This window comes from Ottowia sp. (assembly GCF_016703145.1).
Lineage (GTDB): Bacteria > Pseudomonadota > Gammaproteobacteria > Burkholderiales > Burkholderiaceae_C > Ottowia.
Genome location: NZ_JADJCO010000003.1, coordinates 1,624,088 through 1,641,924, shown reverse-complemented (window position 1 = coordinate 1,641,924; position 17,837 = coordinate 1,624,088). Strand labels below are relative to the sequence as shown.

Sequence of the window (17,837 nt, the reverse complement as noted above, 5' to 3'; positions counted from 1 at the left end):
CGCCTCCGGCCCGGCTTCCAGCTTCGGGCCTGCGCGCTTCGCTTGCCGTGCGGTCGGCGTGTTGGAGGGCCGTTGCCTTGTTCAGCCGTCTTCCCTGACTCCATCACCTTGCTCGCGACTGTAGCCCGCGGCCGTGTGCCGTCAAGGCGCGCAGGGCCGTGTCCTCGGCTGCGCCTGCGGGCCGCACCAACCCTGCGCTTGTCTCCTTGACGGCCCCCGTCCGCGCGCTCCTGACCGTCGCGGGCGATGAACTCAGGAAGACGGTGGCAACGAGGCCAACCGGGTTCTTCGTGCCGACCGCACCGAACAGCCGAAAGGCTGGGCTCCGAATCTTGGAATCCGGTGTGCGGTTTTCTTCAACAGCCAAGTCAGGAGAAAGACCATGCAACTCGCATCCCGTTTCACAAACCATTCCCCCGCACTGCGCAGCGACTACCCGCTGTCCGATGACCACATCCGGCGCGTGGCCCCATCCATCTTCGCGGACGCCCCGCATGAGAGCCGTTCGGAGCGCTACAGCTACATCCCCACCGCCGCCGTGCTGACCGAGCTTCGCAAGGAAGGGTTCCAGCCCTTCATGGTGACGCAGACCCGCGTGCGCGATGAAGGCAAGCGCGAGCACACCAAACACATGCTGCGGTTGCGCCACGCCAGCCAGATCAACGGCGCGGAGGCCAACGAAATCGTGCTGCTGAACTCGCATGACGGCACCAGCAGCTATCAGATGCTGGCCGGGATGTTCCGCTTCGTGTGCAGCAATGGCCTTGTTTGCGGCGACACCGTAGCGGACGTGCGCGTACCCCACAAAGGCGACGTGGCCGGTTCCGTTATCGAAGGCGCTTTCGAGGTGTTGAGCGGCTTCGAGCGCGTGAAGGAATCCCGCGACCTGATGCGCGGCATCACCTTGGACGATGGCGAATCCGAAGTTTTCGCCCGCGCCGCACTTTCCCTCAAGTACGACGACCCGGACAAGCCCGCGCCCATCACCGAATCGCAAATCTTGATGCCGCGCCGGTTTGACGACCGCCGCCCCGACCTGTGGAGCGTGCTCAACCGCACGCAGGAGAACTTGACCAAAGGCGGATTGCATGGCCGCGGCGCCAACGGACGCCGCCAGCAGACCCGCCCTGTGCAGGGCATTGATTCGGACATTCGCCTGAACCGTGCCTTGTGGCTGCTGGCCGATGGCATGCGCCAGCTCAAGGCTTGAACCGTTCCCCCCGCCGGAGGGGCGGTTCCCCTCCATTCCTTTGTTTCACTTGATTGGAGATACACCATGAACGCCGTTACCACGACTGAAGCCCGCGCCGTCAACACCGCAGCCAGCAGTTCCGCCCATGTGCTGCAAGCCGCCGACCCGAGCAAGCACATGATTCTGGTTCCGCTGTCGCGGCTGGTGTTGCGCCCCACGGGCCGCAATGTGCGCAAGACCCCGCGCATGTCCATTCCCGAACTGGCCGCGAGCATCCAGCGCGTGGGCCTGCTGCAAAACCTGATCGTGATTCCCGCCGCCGATGGCCCGCATTACGAAGTGGTGGCCGGTGGCCGTCGCCTCGCAGCCCTCAAGCTGCTGGCGAAGAAGCACCGCATCGCCAAGGATTGGGACGTGCCTTGCCTGCGGGTGGCCGATGGCACGGCCCGCACGGCCAGTCTCACCGAGAACGTGCAGCGCGAAGCCATGCACCCGGCAGACCAGTTTGAAGCCTTCGCGGCGCTGGTGGCCGAAGGCCGGCCCATCGAGGACATTGCAGCGGATTTCTCCGTCACGCCGCTGGTGGTGCAACGCCGCCTGAAACTCGCCAATGTCTCGCCGCGCCTGATGGCCGACTATCGCGCCGATGCCGTGACGCTCGATCAGTTGATGGCCCTTGCCATCACCGACGACCACGCCGCGCAAGAAAGCGCTTTATGTCGTTATCGGGATAACGCGGCTTATGTGGAGCAGAAGATTATGCCGAGCATGGTCTCCAAGACGTTGATCCACGGGGGCAACCTCTGGATCTGCTCGGCATAACCGTGGTGCCGTAATACCTCTGCCTATGTCGCGTTGCGGACCTCGGAAAGCATGGCGATGAGGGTGTCGGATGGTGGCCGGAACTTCCCTGGTTTGACTGACGGGGGCATGTGAGCAGCCAGTACTGCAAGCTTCTCCGCCGGATCGGCGCGCAGGTAGGTTTCGGTTGTCGTGATGTTGGCGTGTCCGAGCCACAACGCGACCTTGCGGATGTCGCCGGTGGCCGCGAGCGTGTGCATGGCGCAGCTATGCCGCAGAACGTGAGGCGTGATGCGCTTGTGCAGCAACGAGGTTTGTTTCTGAGCGGCAACTGAAACGTGCTGGGCGAGTCGATGGGCGAAGCCGTCGCGGGTCATGGGTTCACCGTTGCGGTTGAGGAACAACTCCGGTGCCAGTACTTTGGGGCGAACAGCGAGCCAAGCCCGCAGCGCCATCTGCGTCTCGCGCCACAGCGGCAGGACACGCTCCCGGCGACCCTTGCCAACAATCCGGACCGTCGCCAGTAAGTTGCTAGGAAAGCTGTCCAGGCGCAGCGCCAGCAGTTCGGCCACCCGCAGACCTGCAGCGTAGGTCAGGTGCATCATGGCTCGATCACGCATGCCGTTGGTCGTGTGGGTGCTTGGGGCGGCCAACAGCGCCTGAATCTCCTCGCGCGTCAGGTAGTCGATCAGGGCGGTGTCGGTGCGCTTCTGCGGCAGCGCACGAATGCGAGCGGCCTGGTCAAGGCAAGCCGGAACCTGGTATTCAAGGTAGCGGAAGAAGGCTCGAATAGCCGCAAGCCTGGCATTGCGTGTGCGAGCACAATTGCCGCGCCCAGCTTCTATGTCGTCGAGGAACTTGAGCACCAGGTCCGGACTGAGGTCTTCGACGCAAAGGTCGCAGGGTCTGCGGCTGAGCCTCTTGGCGGCGAACCGGATCAACAGAGAAAAGCAGTGGGCATAGGTCGCGACGGTATGAGGACTGGCGTTGCGGTCGCGCGGCAGATGCTCTCGCAGGAACGCAGTCAGATGCGGGGCAAGATCTGTCATGCCATCTCTCCCCGGAAGAGTTGCTCACCCGCCAGGGCGATGTCGCGCATCAAGACCGGCGTCGCTTCGAGATACCAGTACGTCTTCGTGACGTCTACATGCCCGAGATAGGTGCTGAGCGCCAGCATGTGGTTGGCGACCACTTGCCGATCGTGGGAGCAGGACTCCAGTGAGCGCACAGCGAAGGTGTGCCGCAGGTCGTGCAGCCGCGGGCCTGGTATTGAACCCGACGCACGCAATCCCAGTTGCCGCAGGAGCTGAGTGAATACTTGTTGTGCGCAGCGCTGATTCGGAGCATGGCCAGTGGTCACCACGAACAGGTCATCGCCATGGGAACCAAGCTTCGCGCGGACCGCGAGGTAGCGGTCCAGCGCCTGCCGCGTGGTCGGATGAAGCGGCAAGAGCCGACTCTTGCCGAACTTGGCATTGCGGATGATGAGTCCGTCCTCGGTGAGATCTCCGCGCTTGAGCGCCAAAGCCTCGGATATGCGCAGGCCAGCCGCGCCAGCAGGCCGAAGAGATGATGGTACGTATGCGGCCTGATCGACCCTTCGGGTCCCAACTTGAGCGCGGCGTCCATGATGGAGCGGACGTGGTGAGGGTCCAGTAGATGCGGCGTCGGCCGTGGCAACTGCCGCCCAAAGGCTCCGGCTGGCGGCAGCTCGTGGCGTACATCCTCCGCATGGAGAAAGACACAGAAGAGTCTGATGGCGTTGTAGAAGGTTCGTGCCCGGTTCGGCGTGGAAGCCTTGCGGCACCACTCGAAGATGCGGTGAGACAGAAGGTGCTGATCTCCACGCTCCTCTGCATAGCGGGCGAACTGCCGCAAGATGCGCTCTGGCGCGTCGAACTGGAGTCCGAAACCACGCCGCATTGCGACATAGCGGATGACGTCGTCGCTCAGCATGGTGCACCTCCCGGCCAGGGCTGGGCGACACGGGCCAGCATGGTCACGTCGACCTTGGCATAGATGGCCGTCGTCTCAGGCGATTGGTGACGAAGGATGGCACCAACGGCTTCCAGGCTGGCACCGGCCCTAACCATCGAGGTCGCCAGCGAATGGCGGAACACATGCGATCCTGTTGGTCCACCCTCAATACCGGCGCGAGCGCGGGCCTTTGCGACGAGGCAAGCGATGGCCGACGACTTCAAAGGTCCCTGCGGTGCCTGAAGGCGCAGAAAGACGTGGTCTTCCCGTACGCTCGGGCGAGCTTGCTCGATATAGGCCAACAACGCATCCCCGGCATCTTGCGGCAATGGCAACTGCATCGCCCTTCGGCTCTTGCCAGCTACGCGCAACCGCGCAGTCGTCCAGTCAATGTCTGACAGCCCAAGCTGGCAGATGTCGCCGGCCCGCATCCCGAGCCGGGCCAGCAGCAGGATGATCGCTCGATCACGCAGTCCTGCTGGTGTACTGGCGTCACATGATGCAATGATCTGCTCGATCGTTGCCGGGCTCAGAAACCGTGGCAAACCGGCGTTGCGAGGACCTCGAGCGAAGGGGACGGCGTGTATGAGTTCGGGACGGCACGCATCGTTGGCCGCGAGATACCTGAGATAGGACCGCAGCACGATCGCGGTCAGTTGCACGGACTTGTGGGATCGGTTCGCGGGCTGGTCCAGCACGACATTGCGAATCGTGATGGCGTCATACGTACCCGGGTCAGCATCCAGCGACGGTAGCCAGCGCGTGGCCTCGGCAAGATAACGCACGACCGTCTGCTTGGTGACTCCGCATCGATGGACAAGCCACGCCCGGAAATCGGTCAGGCGCGGGTCCTCCGCTGTGACACTAAGCGGAGGCACCAGGCCACCGTCACGCAGGAATTGAAGCAATGCGGACGCTCCGCGCCGCCGTTCAGCCACACCCCAAGCGGTCACGGTCCCATGCTTGCGACAAAGAAAGCACCTGCAATCGTGTTGCGCAAAGCGTTCGACATCACGACCATCCACATCCTGCGCTTGAATGCGAGACAAACGAAGCCAGTGGACGAAGTGCTCGGCAGCGGAAGAAAGCATGCTCCGGGTCCCTCTGCTGTATCCCCGCAGGATGAGATGGTTGCCGTAGGCCGGAAGTTGAGCTGCAACTGGCGCATGATCTTCGGGAACAGGTATGGCGCCGCGATCTTCGAGGTAGGCAACGAACCGCCGGACATTGGTGATGTAGCCCGGCCGCTGCGCCTCTTGCGGGCTGTAGCCCTGTCCGTGAAAGCCCTGGCATCGGCATTGATGGCGTGCAAAGCGCTCGACGACAGTGGCCCCTACCTGAGCAATGGAAATGCGCCGCGACCGCAGCCAGTACAGGAAATGACGGGCCGCGCTGGCACGGGTCGCAAAGGAAGGAAAGCCGCGCTGGGTGTCGAGGTACTCGGCAAGCAAGGCGTCGGCCTGGGCTGCCTTGCTATGCCTGGATGACGTATGAAACGTCGGGTTCGGACTGGCGATCATGTTGATCCTTCTTCTGGTTGGGAAGAAAGGATCATGGTTATGCCGAGCGACTCCAGAGGTTGCCCCCGTGGATCAACGTCTTGGAGACCATGCTCGGCATAATCTTCTGCTCCACATAAAGCGCCTTCTACGATGCGCCGACATGGCAGCGCGGCCCGTCCGCGCTGCGCGAACGCCTCACCGAGCGCGAGATTGACGCTTACCGGCATCCGCTGGTGCGCTTCGTCGGGTTGGACGCCTACGAGCAGGCAGGCGGCGGCATCCGCCGCGACCTGTTCGCGGAAGGTGATGCGGGCGTGTATCTGACCGATGCCGCGCTGCTGGAAAGGCTGGCGCAAGACCGGCTGACCGGTATCGCGGCCAAGGTGAAGGCCGAAGGATGGGCTTGGGTGGATGCCACGCCGGGCGTGACACATGCCGACCTGCAAGCGTTCCAGCGTGCGCCGAGGGAGCGGCGCGAGCCGAGCAAGCGCGAAGCGCAGCGCATCGAGAAGCTGCAAGCCAAGATGCAGGAAGTCGCCGAAGCGGTGGATGCCGCAATGGACGCCGAGGACGAGGACAAGGCAGACGCCTTGCAGGAGGAAGGCGAAGCCTTGGGCGAGCAGTTGCAGGCAATGGAAGCTGGTTTGCAAGGGTATGCCCCGAGCGCGAAGGTCGCAGCGGGTGCCATCGTCACCATCGACCGCAACGGCGAGGCCGTGATTCATCGCGGTTTGCTGCGCGAGGCCGAAGCGAAGGCGCTGCGCACGCTGGAGAAGCTGCGCCAAGGTTTCAGCGGCGCCGAAATCGAAAGCGACGAAGGCGACGATATCGACGAAGCGCCCAAGGCCGCAGCCATGTCCGACCGGCTGGTCCAGCGCCTGAGCGCCCATCGCACGGCCGCGCTGCAAATCGAAGTCGCACGGCATCCGCAAGTGGCGCTGGCCGCGCTGGTGCATGGCATGGTGCAAACCATCTTGCAGGGCAGTCACTACGGGCACGATCTGCCGCTGGGGGTTCGCCTCACGGTGCAAGATCGGCTGGAAGGCATGGCCCCGGACTGGCCGGAATCGCCCGCTGCCGTGACACTGCGCGAGTTGCAACAGGTGGCCGGTGAAGGGTTGCCGCAGGACAGCGCCGAACTGTTCGCCGTGCTGCTGGCGAAGCCGCAAGACGAACTGGTGCGGCTGCTGGCGGTATGCGTGGCCTCCACGGTGGACGTGGTGACGTCCCGCGCCACGCCACACCAGCCCGGCGAGGAACTGGCGCAGGCCGTGGGCCTCGACATGGCTGCATGGTGGCAACCGACTGCTGAAGGTTTCTTCAAGCACGTTCCGAAGGCAGCGATTCTGCAAGCCGTGGGCGAGTACGCGCCGGAGCACGTCACCCGGCTGGCGAAGTTGAAGAAGGCCGACATTGCCAGCGAGGCCGAACGGCTGGCGGATGGCACGGGCTGGATGCCCGCCATCTTCAAGGCCGAAGGCCCGCAGCAGGCAGCGCAGGAAAGCGCGCAGGAAGAAGGCCCGGAGCAGGACGCCCCGCAGGATGCCGAGGCAATGGCGGATGAACCCGCCGTGGCGCTGGCCGCTTGACCCACGCCGAAGGCAAGCGCTCCGGCCTCGACCGGGGCGCTTCGCAGGAAGGAGAAGCCCCATGAACCACACCACGACCAACCACCCGCGCATAGTGGCGATCTATGCCCCCGGCACGGTGCGCGCCCGCCGCTGGCACGGCGCAGGCGACGTGCGCGGTTACCGTCCGCCCTCGGGCTGGTCAGCCCGCGCTGACCTCACCGACATTCATCCCATCACAGGCCGCACCTTGCCGCATGCCGTGTGGTGGCTTATCGAGACGAAGGAATAACCGCGATCAGCACCGCGCCCAGGCCGTTCCGCCCTGGGCGCGGTGGACGCAAAATCCGGGCGCGGCAGTGGCCGCACCCGGTGTTGAAGGTTCAACCGCCCCATCAGAACGCCGCCGCCTTCGCGCTGGCTCAGGCGGCGGCGTTGAAGGCATCGCTGTAGTGCGCGATGCCTTCCGGCACTGTCCCATGCAGGGCCAGCGCCATGAAATAGCCGGGCGGCACGCCCGGCAGTTGCAGGCCCGCATGGGCCTGGAAGCCAAAGCGCGTGTAGTACGCTGGATCGCCCAGCAGCACGCAGCCTGCGGCGTGTATAGCCCGCAGTTCAGCCAGCGCCTGTTCCATCAGGCGCGAGCCAACGCCTTGTCCCTGCCTTGCCGGCAGGACAGAGATCGGCCCCAATCCGTACCAGCCTTCGGCCCTTCGCCCGCGGTCATCGGTGATCGTCACCGGAGACAGCGCGACGTGGCCGGCGACCTGCCCTTGCTCCTCGGCCACGATGGAGAGCGTCAGTTCGTCGGCGGCACGCAAAGCGCGCACGATGAATTGCTCAGTGTGGCTGGTGTGCGGTGCATTGGCGAAGGCGGCGACTGTCACGGCCTCGATGGCGGCAATATCGTCTGGAGTTTCGTGTCGGAGCTGGATGGTCATGGTGTTCTGCGTTCCCTGCTCAAAATATAGAACAGCCTGGGCGTGTCGGCGCAATGCGCCGCCGGGCTTTCGGGCTGCGCCCCGTGCCGACTTCGCCGTCACGGCCATTCGGCTCCAATCCCTCACGCCTTCGCGCCTGCGGCGCTGCGCGCTTCGCTTGCCTCCAGGGGAAAGCCCTGCTGGCTATCCCCGCCGCGCGATGCTTGGCGCCCCTTGATGCCGCCGAACCGGCGTGCGCCGGATCGGCCCGGCCAGCGCCCCGTCGCAGCGGACATGGCGTGGCTGATGCGCTTGGGCTTGCTGCGGCAGGTTGTACGAAAGCGTGCCGTCCCCGACGCTGGCGGTTCGTTGTCTGCGTGTGTCACGAAGGATAGTTCACGGACACGCCGCCCGGCCTTGTGGGGAGCCTCCGCACCGCGCTTGCAGCAGGGCCTCCGCAAGGTGCAGGGGCGCATTCCTCCTGTCGTTGGGGATGGGCCTTTGCTTCATGTCAGGGGGCGTGCCGGTGAAATCTTTGCGCAGGGATGCCGAGTCGGCCAAGTCTCCTTTCGGATTGGGGGTGGTTCGGCCCAAGGCGTCCTTGTGTTGTTGTGAATCCTGGCGGTGGCCCGGCTGCACCTCGGGCTTCATGGCTGCAACCGTCCGGCGAAAACAATTTCCCCTGCTTTGTCACTGCGTTCGGCGCATTCCTCGCGGGACAAATTGTTTTCGCCTCCCGGCCCTCCACTGCGTTGCGGCCGCAAGCGGTGCAGCCAGCCCGTCCCCCGCCGGCCGGATCACAACAAGGACGCGATGGGCGCGAACCTTGTTCAACCGTAAGGAGATTCATCATGGCAACCATCGGCACCTTCACCGCGGACAAAGACGGCTTCACCGGCACGCTGCGCACCCTGACGCTCAACGTCAAGGCCAAGCTGGTTCCCAACGACAAGGGGGACAACGAACACGCCCCCGATTACCGCGTGCAGGCAGCGGGATTCGACATCGGCGCGGCGTGGAAGAAAATCAGCAAGGCCGAGCGGCCCTACGTGTCCGTGACCCTCGACGATCCTTCGTTCGCGGCAACGGTCTATGCCCGGCTGATCGAGGAGGAAGGCGGCACGCACAACTTGATCTGGTCGCGCAACAAGCCCCAGGCGGCCTGACGGCCGCCAGCGCCCCGCTTACTGCGGCGGGGCGTTTCGGTTCATCCGCTCACCTCGTTCGAGTGAGGGGACTCCCCAAGCACCAGCAAAACAGGGGCCAGCACCGCCTGGCCCACGACATGAAGGCCCGGGCCTCTGCCCATAAGTTCAGTGATCCGCGCCTCGTTGAGTAAGCCTGCTGCGCAGTCTTCCTCCATTTGCGCTGTCAATGCGGCTTTGGCCAAGGTCAACGTGGCCTCGGCCTGCCGCGACAAGCCGCTCACCGATTGAATGTCATGGGCAATCAGGCCATCGAGCATCGGTGTGATGGCCTGCAGGTTTCCCTTGACCATCTTTTCTTTCAAACCCTCCACCACGAACGTGGCCATGCGCCAAATCTGCTGCGGTTGTTGGCTGAGTTCTTTCTCAATCAATGCGCGCGCTTCAAGCGACGACAAGGTGGGGCATGGCGCGAGAGCTTTGCTCATGGTGCGAGCGAGCTTGAGAAGCTGATGTTCTTCCATGCGCTCCAAAAGGTTTGCGAACGCATGTTGTTGCGTGCCGTTGGCGAGTGCATCCGCGAGCCCTTCAGTGGCGTTTTCCGGCACATGAACGCGGCCTGGCGCGGAGAACACTTGATGCTTTTCGATGTCGTGTGGCGGATGCTCCGCGAGCGGATCAATGTCCACGGTCACTTCGCGCGTGGCGGAACCCTGCGGTGCCGTGCCCAGGCGCATGGCAAAGGTAAAGGCGGAAAACAGCGCAACACGGCCATAGATTTGGCCGTCGGAGCCATCAATACCGACCGTCACTTGATGCCCAAATTCAAATTTGTTGGCGCGCGCGCCTACGGGCGGGCTGAAATCCCACCAGGCCGGTGCCTTGCCTCCGAAGGGTTCCAACGCAGCCGCCAACGCTGCGCGCGCCTCGATCATCTCTTCGCGCTCTTCCGGCTGCTGTTCGCAGCCTCCCTGCGCCGCGACCTTGGCGGTGGCTTGCGTGTAGTTGATGAAATCCGACAGCGCCCCTGATCGCGCGACTTCCGGGAACTCCTGAGCGAAGAATGTCTGCGTCATGTACGCGATGGCGCCAAGACCACACGCACCGCCAAATTTGCGCTTGTGGTGAATGGAGCCCGTGATGTACGGCCGCATGGATGGCTTCGACAAGGGTGTCCATTCGTGTCCGTCGTCCTCCATCTTCTTGGTGAACTGTTTGACCGACTGCTGGTTGGGAAACCCGAGGTGCAACTCTTCACCTTCGCCAACCGGGGTGCGCGAGATGACCCGGGGCTTCGTGAATCTGATCTCCTTGGCAGAGATGGAAACCGTCTCCCCAGTCAGCGTGTGCTCGCCAAAGGCGGTTTTCAGGTGACTGGAGTGATCCGGGCGAACGCCCAGGTACGCATTGAAAAAATCGAGCTGTCCGGCGATCTCGCTGACGAGACCGGAGTAGCTGTTGTCGTGCTTGGGGCAATAGATGCCTGAATTGACCCGCCGACCCCCAAGGGCGGCGGGGAAAACGTGCTCTCCAGAGCCTGCGGCTTGGCCGCACACGATGCATGTTTTTGCCATTGCGTTCCTTCTCAAAGCCGCAACACGCGGCCAACAAGGCTACGTGCAACAGGGTTATTCCTGCGCTTCGCCTAGGAGTTCTTCAACTGCTCCCATCAAGTGGGCGACGCTGAACCCCAGCGCACGCGCGATCTTGAAGATGATCGCGAGCGTAGGCATGTGCTCGCCGCGCTCGACCTTGCCCATGTGGGAACGCTCGACGCCAGCCAGGTGCGCCAGTGATTCCTGCGCGATGCCGCGCTCCATCCGCAGCGCACGCACCGCCGCACCGAAGGCGTGAGCCAGCTCGGCGTCATGGGTGGTGGAACCGGCCGGTCGGCCGCGCTGAACGGATCGCTTCTGCATGGACAGAAGCGTCAAGTCGCAGCACAATTAAAACCACGTTATCTTTAACTCATTCGTGCCACTGGCCCTTATTCGTGCTTTTACGGAAATCCGCTTTTGCAGATTCCGACAGAACCGGAGAACCGCCATCGTGTCTTTCCATATTTCTACAATTCCACTTTTGCGCTTGTGTGCTTCTTCCACGGCTTGGGTGGAATACGCCTCCGCGCGTCGACGTGGAAACGCAAAACCGGCTGGACACTCCCATGTTGAAGCAGGAATACCGTGATGAACGCTCCCCTTGTCACCGATGAACAGCGCGCCGCGCTGCTGGCGAACGGGCGGCTTGCCGCCGCCGGTGAATCGCACGACCCGTTGCCGGTCGTGCGGCTGTTCACGCCCGACGCGCACGCCACCTGGCTGCTCACCGCGCTCGATCCCACTGACGGCGACACGGCCTACGGCCTGATCGACCTGGGAATCAGCATGCCCGAGCTGGGCCGCGTGAAGCTGTCCGACCTCGCGTCCATCGTCGGGCCGAACAAGCTGCCTGTGATGCGGGATCGGTATTTCCAGGCGGTGCGCCCGTTGTCGGAATATCTGCGGTTGGCGCAAGAGAACGGCTCCATCGTCGATTGAACCGCCCACGCACCGGCGAAACCGGGCGTATTGAGACTATTTCAGTCTTATTCCAGACTCGCCAAGTCTCAATTGGCACGGCGGCCTCAAATCCGAAGTGCAACACCCCCTGCTGTAAGGTGTTCACATGCCATCCGCCTCCCGATACGAACAACTCCAACCCGAAGACCGCATGACGATCGCGAGCATGCGCCAGCAAGGGCAAAGCGTGCGCGCGATGGCCCGCACGCTGGGGCGATCGCCATCGACGATCAGCCGCGAGCTGGCGCGCAACACGGGCGCTGACGCGGCCTACGGCTCGCACCGCGCACAGCTGTCCTGCCAGGCGCGCCGGCGTGCTGCCCGCCCTCTTGCCAAACTGTCTTCTGACAGCCTGTCCTGGAGCCTGGTGATGACCCTGTTGGACTGGAAGTGGTCGCCCCAGCAGATTGCCGCTACCCTCAAGCGCACCTTTCCCAACGAGGCCGCGCGCCACGTGTCCCACGAAACCATCTACACCGCCATCTACGCCCAGCCTCGGGGCGAACTGCGCCGCCAGCTCATCGCCTGCCTGCGCCAGGGCCGTGGCACACGGTTGCCGCGCAGCCGTGGCACCGACCGGCGTGGCCAGATCCCCGAGATGGTCAGCATCCACGTGCGCCCACCCGAGATCGAGGATCGCGTGATGCCCGGCCACTGGGAAGGCGACTTCATCAAAGGGGCGGGCAACAAGTCCTCCGTGGGCGTGCTGGTGGAGCGCTCCAGCCGCCTGGTGCTGCTGGCCAAGATGGACGATGCCACGGCCAGCTCGGCGCTGGCCGGTTTCACGGCCAAGCTCAACGCGATTGCCGATCCGATGCGCAAGAGCTTCACCTACGACCAGGGCAAGGAGATGAGCTACCACCGGCAACTGGCCGCCGCCACGGGCGTGCAGGTCTACTTCTGCGACCCCCTGGCCCTGGCAGCGCGGCACCTGCGAGAACACCAACGGGCTGCTGCGCCAGTACTTCCCCAAAGGCACTGACCTGAGCGTGCACAGCCAGGACGAACTGGACGCCATCGCCGACAGCTTGAACAGCAGACCTCGCGCAACCCATGGCTTCAACACCCCGCTGGCTGTGTTCTCACACCTGCTGGCCATGGCCCAGCAGGCCCCTGTTTTCGCTCAATAACCAAGTGTTGCGCTTCGGTCTTGAAACCGCCCACTCATGCATCCAAGCCCTGCGCTTCTGCTTGAAAAAGTCACGATCTTTCATGCGGCTTGCGGCATGGTGTTTTGTGCCGCGTGACATTTTTGGCTCATGCGGCCGTCGCATTCGGACGGATTTCGCAATGCACCGGAGCCCATCGGTCTTGACTACCAATGGTTACAGCCTGCCCCGATTCTGATGATGTTTTGACCTTGATGCGATAGCTCCGCGTTTCTCGCCGTGGCGGCGTTCCTGAATTTCGACAGGAGCTTTCGTCATGGTCGATCCTCACCATCTTGCGCACTGGTATCCCACCGCCGCCTACCTCTACGTCTTGTGGCTGGATGCGCTCGCGCTGGCCTGGGAGTACCTGCGCCGTCATCCCGATTACCGGCTCGACTGGCTGCGCCAGCATCGCCGGCCAGAAGCCGCACAGCAGGCGGCGCATCGCTGGGGCTTGCGCCTGTTGGAAGACCCGGCCTTGGATGCGCGCGACGCGCATCCGGCTTGGCTGCCCGGCCATGCCGGCGTGGTGCAGCTCTATCCCGATGCCGATCCGCCGTCCGACGCTGTGACCTTCGCGTTCTGGCGTATCCCCGGCCACAAGCAGCTGCTGCATGACGGCAAAGGGCTGGCGCTGATCGCGCTCCGCCCCGGCCAGTGCCTGCGCTTCGTGCTGGCGCATGGCCTGGAAGACGGCATGGCCGTGGCCTATGCCCATCGCGGCGGCGCTACCGCACCTGCGCGCGGTCATGTGCCTGGCGCAGCCCTGGCCGATACCAAGCCCAGGCCAACGCCTGCCGCGCTGCTGGAGTTGCACACCCTGCAGGCGCTCGACGCGACCCTGGCGGGCGCGTCCTTGCGCGAGGTGGCCGAAGGACTGTTCGGTGCAGATGCCGTGGCCGCTGACTGGCACGCCGATGGCGACCTGCGCGCCCGCGTGCGGCGTCTGGCACGGCGCGGCGATGCGTTGATGCGCGGCGGCTACCGCCGACTAGCACAGCTTCCGCCGTTTGAGAAGGGACGTTTTGAAGGGGACGCAAAACGTCCCTGAGCAGGAGAGCTTCGTTTTCTGAGACTGCCTCCATCCGGTTGCGCTGTGTGGCCGGAGCTTCAAAACCGATGGAGGTTCACACCATGCGTCCCGCTCCCTTGCGGCCTGCCGCCACTGTCTCGACCGCTGCCGCGCAGCCGCAGCGTTATCTCACCAACGACGAAGCCGCCGAGTACCTGCGGCTGTCGCCGCGCACGCTGGAGAAGCAGCGCGTGATCGGCGGCGGCCCGCGCTTTCGCAAGTTCGGCCGCCGCGTCATGTACGCCGTGGCCGACCTCGATGCCTGGGCGGCCGACCGCAGCTTCGAGACGACTTCCGATCCCGAGTACGCCGAGCACCATGCGGCGGACAGCCGTGCGCGCTGATCGGCGGTGCGCGGGTGGGCTTCGCCATGTCCAAACCCTCGCAGGAGCGCGAACAGCTCGATCTGTTCCGCGCCTTGCCGGGCGACATGGCGCCGCGCGACAGCCAGGACCTGATGGCCTTTCCGTTCTTCTCGCTGGCGAAGTCGCGGCGCGTGGCGCCGATCGACTTCCGTGCCAGCGGCATCACGATCCGCGTGGAGGGAACGGCCGAGCACGGCATCGCCACGATCTGGGATGCCGACATCCTGATCTGGGCGGCCAGCCAGATCGTGGAAGCGCGCGATGCGGGCTTGCGCCCCTCGCGGCTGATGCAGGCCACGCCCTACGAGATCCTGCGCTTCATCGGGCGCGGCACGTCGCTGCGCGACTACCAGCGCCTCAAAGCGGCTTTGGATCGCTTGCAGTCCACCACGGTGGCCACGTCGATCCGCGAGACCACGGGAAGACGGCTGCACCGCTTCTCATGGATCAACGAGTGGAAGGAGCTGGCCGATGCTCGCGGCACGCCGCTGGGCCTCGAATTGATCCTGCCGGATTGGTTCTATGCGGGCGTGCTGGATGCGGCCCTGGTGCTGACCATCGACCCGGCGTATTTCCGGCTGACGGGTGGCATCGAGCGCTGGCTGTACCGCCTGGTGCGCAAGCACGGCGGGCGGCAGCCCGGTGGCTGGCAGTTCGATTTCCGACACCTGTACCGCAAGTCGGGCAGCGCTACGCGCTTCTCGGACTTCGCCTACGACTTGCGCGCGCTGGTCGCGCGGCAGTCTCTGCCCGGCTACGTCCTGGGCATCGAGCGGATGCCGGACAACAGTGCCGAGCTGCTGACCTTCCGGCCCGTGCCGTTCACGGCACGGGGATAAACGGTGCGCAGCTTGTGGACGGATTCGTGCTATCAGGAGTACGGGGTATCGTGCTATCGGGAGTACGTCCCTCGTGCTATCAGGAGTACGGATCGGCCGCAAAGCCAATACCGGTGCGGGTTTCGACCTCCCTTAACTTACCTAACTTAAATTCTCTAACTTGTAGTAGAGAAACGCCGTCGCGGTGGACAACCGCCACGCGGCCACAACCGCAGCAGGCAAAGCCCGGTTTTCCAACATGGAGGGCCAGGCCATGATCGTCGCGCTGCTCAACCAGAAAGGCGGCGTGGGCAAGACCACGCTCGCCACCCACATCGCGGGCGAACTCGCGCTGCGTGGGCAGCACGTCGTCCTGCTGGACGCCGACCCGCAGGGTTCATCGCTGGACTGGACGCAGCGCAGAAGCCAGCAAGGCTTGCCACGGCTGTTCAGCGCCGTGGGCTTGGCACGCGAAACGCTGCATCAGGAAGCGCCAGAACTCGCCAGGCGGGCCGATCACGTCGTCATCGACGGGCCGCCCAGGATCGCCGCCTTGGCGCGCTCCGCGCTGTTGGCGGCCGAGCGCGTGCTGATCCCGGTGCAGCCCAGCCCCTATGACCTGTGGGCCAGCGCAGAGATGGTGGCGCTGATCCGCGAGGCGCAGGTGTTTCGGCCTGCGCTACGCGCGGCCTTTGTCATCAACCGGCGCGTCAGCACCACCGTGATCGGGCGCGAAGCACGCCAGGCGCTCGCCGACCAGCCGCTTCCTGCGCTGCGCGCGGAAGTGCATCAACGCATCGTCTTCGCCGACAGCGTAGCCGCTGGCCGGCTCGCCCGCGAGACGGCACCGGACAGTGCCGCCGCGCGCGAAATCACCGCACTGGTGGATGAACTATTGCGGTGGCCGACATGACAGCGAAGCCGCCACCGAACAGCAAACGCACGGCCAAGCGCGTCGGCATCGGCGCGCGTCCGCCCGCGAATCCGCACGCCGAGGCGTGGATTCGCCAGGGCGACGCCGATGCGCTGGGAAAGGGCGACCTCTACACCGCGCGCCTGACCCTCGATATCACGCCCGCCATGCGTTCGCGCATCAAGGTATCGGCCTTCACGCAGGGCGTGACCGTGGCCGACCTGCTGCGCAGCCTGTTGGAGCGGGAGTTTCCAGAACACCGCAGGGAGAACACGCCATGACCGCACCCGCTTCGCCTGCCGCTGGCGCGGCTACGGCTGCGCTCGCCGCATCTTTCGGCCAGCCTGCCAGCGCGCCGCTGACGCGCGTGGCGTTGGCCTACATCGAACCGCGCTTCAAGCTCTATCTGCGCTTCGGCGAACCCGCGCGCACGCTCCAGCTCGACCGCTGGAGGCGCTGCGCGGTGTTCCTGCCAGGCGCCATGTTGTGCCGCATCCGCTGGCAGGCCAACGACTATGGCACCGTGCGCTGGCAGCTCATGGTCATGCAGGCTTGCACACCGCTGGATGCGGCGCAGCGCATTCCCGGCGTGCAGCCGGGCGCGCGCCTGCTGCTGCACGTTGAGGGCGAGAACCAAGTCCGCGCCGTGCTGGAGCGCATCGACGCCATCGAGGCACTGGGCATCGCACCTACCGGTGCTTCGCCCGCGTACTGGCGCACGCTCGCCAACCGCCTGGCCGCACGCTTGCCATTGCCCGAATACAGCACCGAGCGGCACGTCGCCTGGCTCATCGGGAGGGCGCTGCCATGACCGCCGTTTCCACTGCCGGCACAGCGTCGCATCCTCGCTCGCCCCGCGCACATTTGCGCGCTCGCATCGTGCTGGCGGGCCTGTCCGCCTGCAGCCTCGCTGCGCTGGCCTGGGCGTCCTTCATGAAGCCGCTGCCGCGCCTGATCTACAACCCGTCCGACAGCGTGGCCATCGGCTGGTATCGCGTCGATCCGCTGGGCCACGGCACCGGCTCGCTGCCACGTCCTTTGTCCGTGGACAGCATCGTTCTGACCACGCTGCCGCCAGAGGCTGCCGCGCTGGCCGCGCAGCGCGGCTACCTGCCGGCGCGCGTGCCACTGCTCAAGCGTGTGGGCGCGGTCGCGCCACAACACGTTTGCGTTTTCGATGCACTGGTCTGGATCGACGGCGTGCCGATGGCTGCCGTTCGGCCCGCCGACCGGCTGGGCCGTCCGCTGTCATCTTGGCCGCAGTGTCGGCGCCTTCGCCCTGGCGAACTGTTCCTGCTGAGTGTGACCAACCCGGCGTCGTTCGACAGCCGTTATTTCGGGCCGGTCAGTGCATCCGCCGTGATCGGCATTGCGCATCCGGTCTGGCTGGAATCCCGCCCATGATGGCCGTCGATTCGCTGCACGTTGCCGTGCATCTCATCGTGCCATCGGGCGTGTCGTTCTGCTGGCTGTCGCTGTTTCGTCACGCGTGCAATGCGGGTGTCAATCCTGCGCATTGGGCACCGCACTTCGCGCTGCCTCCGGCGCAGCCATCCCACGTGCAGGCGTCTTGCCTCGAACGCGCCCGGCCTGCGGCCCTGGCCGCGTTCGCCGGCGCGCTGGCTGCTCGCGCAGCAGCGCCGCCGGGCCGCCGACGCCCGGAGCGACAGCGAGGGGCAAAGGCGGAAGGCAAGACAAAAGGGTGCGGCACCTGTCGGCCCGCAAAGCCAGTCTGCACGTGGGGGTGGCGCGGCACGCAGCGGCTTCGCCGCCGTGCCGCATGGGGCGCGAGGCCCGCGCCGATACAGGCATGCCCGCGTGCTTCGCACGACCGGACACGCCTCAACTTTCCGGG

The 17,837-nt window shown here is 64.9% G+C and carries 17 protein-coding genes and 3 pseudogenes; 14 read left to right on the top strand and 6 right to left on the bottom strand.

Annotated elements, in window-relative coordinates:
• Positions 1-382 precede the first annotated feature (382 nt).
• Together IPG65_RS11675 and IPG65_RS11670 are read left to right on the top strand one after the other, a co-directional pair.
• Entirely contained in the window at positions 383-1,210 is an 828-nt protein-coding gene (locus IPG65_RS11675) for a DUF932 domain-containing protein (protein ID WP_293189589.1), read from the top strand.
• A gap of 66 nt (positions 1,211-1,276) precedes the next feature.
• Positions 1,277-1,951: pseudogene (locus IPG65_RS11670) on the top strand (ParB/RepB/Spo0J family partition protein); the annotation flags it as partial.
• Positions 1,952-2,037: 86 nt separating this feature from the next.
• On the opposite strand, the gene IPG65_RS11665 reads toward IPG65_RS11670, so the two are convergent.
• The 3 genes from IPG65_RS11665 to IPG65_RS11655 form a co-directional block, all read right to left on the bottom strand.
• Positions 2,038-3,042 carry a tyrosine-type recombinase/integrase gene (locus tag IPG65_RS11665; protein WP_293187607.1) on the bottom strand — a complete coding sequence of 335 codons (1,005 nt, stop codon included), beginning with the start codon at positions 3,040-3,042 and terminating at the stop codon, positions 2,038-2,040.
• Entirely contained in the window at positions 3,039-3,518 is a 480-nt protein-coding gene (locus IPG65_RS19380; RefSeq protein ID WP_366932132.1) for a tyrosine-type recombinase/integrase, read from the bottom strand. The genes IPG65_RS11665 and IPG65_RS19380 overlap by 4 nt, the downstream gene beginning before the upstream one ends.
• Before the next feature lie 424 nt (positions 3,519-3,942).
• Positions 3,943-5,490, bottom strand: coding sequence for a site-specific integrase (locus IPG65_RS11655; protein ID WP_293187605.1), 1,548 nt, complete (start codon positions 5,488-5,490; stop codon positions 3,943-3,945).
• Between the two features lie 119 nt (positions 5,491-5,609).
• Here IPG65_RS11655 and IPG65_RS11650 point away from each other — a divergent pair.
• A pseudogene (locus tag IPG65_RS11650) lies at positions 5,610-7,061 on the top strand (chromosome partitioning protein ParB); the annotation flags it as partial.
• A 61-nt stretch (positions 7,062-7,122) separates the two neighbouring features.
• Positions 7,123-7,332, top strand: coding sequence for a hypothetical protein (locus IPG65_RS11645; RefSeq protein WP_293189587.1), 210 nt, complete (start codon positions 7,123-7,125; stop codon positions 7,330-7,332).
• A gap of 130 nt (positions 7,333-7,462) precedes the next feature.
• On the opposite strand, the gene IPG65_RS11640 is transcribed toward IPG65_RS11645, so the two are convergent.
• Positions 7,463-7,981, bottom strand: coding sequence for a GNAT family N-acetyltransferase (locus IPG65_RS11640; RefSeq protein ID WP_293190081.1), 519 nt, complete (start codon positions 7,979-7,981; stop codon positions 7,463-7,465).
• Positions 7,982-8,811: 830 nt separating this feature from the next.
• Here IPG65_RS11640 and IPG65_RS11635 point away from each other — a divergent pair.
• The gene (locus IPG65_RS11635) at positions 8,812-9,126 is read left to right on the top strand and encodes a DUF736 domain-containing protein (protein ID WP_293189585.1); all 315 of its coding nucleotides are present in this window, start codon (positions 8,812-8,814) and stop codon (positions 9,124-9,126) included.
• A gap of 41 nt (positions 9,127-9,167) precedes the next feature.
• Here the strand turns inward: IPG65_RS11635 and IPG65_RS11630 are convergent, their stop codons facing one another.
• Both IPG65_RS11630 and IPG65_RS11625 read right to left on the bottom strand, forming a co-directional pair.
• Positions 9,168-10,679: a hypothetical protein gene (locus IPG65_RS11630; protein WP_293189583.1), complete on the bottom strand. Its 1,512-nt coding sequence runs from the start codon at positions 10,677-10,679 to the stop codon at positions 9,168-9,170.
• 54 nt (positions 10,680-10,733) lie between these two features.
• A complete protein-coding gene (locus tag IPG65_RS11625) occupies positions 10,734-11,024 on the bottom strand; it encodes a helix-turn-helix transcriptional regulator (protein ID WP_293189581.1) in 291 nt (96 codons plus the stop codon).
• A 267-nt stretch (positions 11,025-11,291) separates the two neighbouring features.
• On the opposite strand from IPG65_RS11625, the gene IPG65_RS11620 reads away from it, so the two are divergent.
• From IPG65_RS11620 to IPG65_RS11580, 9 genes and pseudogenes are all read left to right on the top strand, one after another.
• Positions 11,292-11,642 (top strand): DUF2958 domain-containing protein, encoded by a 351-nt coding sequence (locus IPG65_RS11620; RefSeq protein WP_293190079.1) that lies wholly within the window; start codon positions 11,292-11,294, stop codon positions 11,640-11,642.
• Positions 11,643-11,814: 172 nt separating this feature from the next.
• Positions 11,815-12,793: pseudogene (locus tag IPG65_RS11615) on the top strand (IS30 family transposase).
• Between the two features lie 295 nt (positions 12,794-13,088).
• Positions 13,089-13,865: a DUF2285 domain-containing protein gene (locus tag IPG65_RS11610; protein WP_293189579.1), complete on the top strand. Its 777-nt coding sequence runs from the start codon at positions 13,089-13,091 to the stop codon at positions 13,863-13,865.
• Positions 13,866-13,948: 83 nt separating this feature from the next.
• Positions 13,949-14,230: a helix-turn-helix domain-containing protein gene (locus IPG65_RS11605; RefSeq protein ID WP_043376313.1), complete on the top strand. Its 282-nt coding sequence runs from the start codon at positions 13,949-13,951 to the stop codon at positions 14,228-14,230.
• Positions 14,231-14,256: 26 nt separating this feature from the next.
• Positions 14,257-15,090 carry a replication initiator protein A gene (locus IPG65_RS11600; protein WP_293189572.1) on the top strand — a complete coding sequence of 278 codons (834 nt, stop codon included), beginning with the start codon at positions 14,257-14,259 and terminating at the stop codon, positions 15,088-15,090.
• Between the two features lie 253 nt (positions 15,091-15,343).
• Complete coding sequence (parA, locus tag IPG65_RS11595; RefSeq protein ID WP_196650090.1) at positions 15,344-15,982, top strand: ParA family partition ATPase; 639 nt, start codon at positions 15,344-15,346, stop codon at positions 15,980-15,982.
• On the top strand, positions 15,979-16,263 hold the full coding sequence (locus tag IPG65_RS11590; protein ID WP_293190077.1) for a chromosome partitioning protein ParB: 285 nt from the start codon (positions 15,979-15,981) through the stop codon (positions 16,261-16,263). Before parA ends, IPG65_RS11590 begins: the two co-directional genes overlap by 4 nt.
• Positions 16,260-16,793, top strand: a complete 534-nt coding sequence (locus IPG65_RS11585) for a DUF2840 domain-containing protein (protein WP_293189568.1) — start codon at positions 16,260-16,262, stop codon at positions 16,791-16,793. The genes IPG65_RS11590 and IPG65_RS11585 overlap by 4 nt, the downstream gene beginning before the upstream one ends.
• Positions 16,790-17,386, top strand: a complete 597-nt coding sequence (locus IPG65_RS11580; protein WP_293189566.1) for a S26 family signal peptidase — start codon at positions 16,790-16,792, stop codon at positions 17,384-17,386. The genes IPG65_RS11585 and IPG65_RS11580 overlap by 4 nt, the downstream gene beginning before the upstream one ends.
• Positions 17,387-17,837 lie beyond the last annotated feature (451 nt).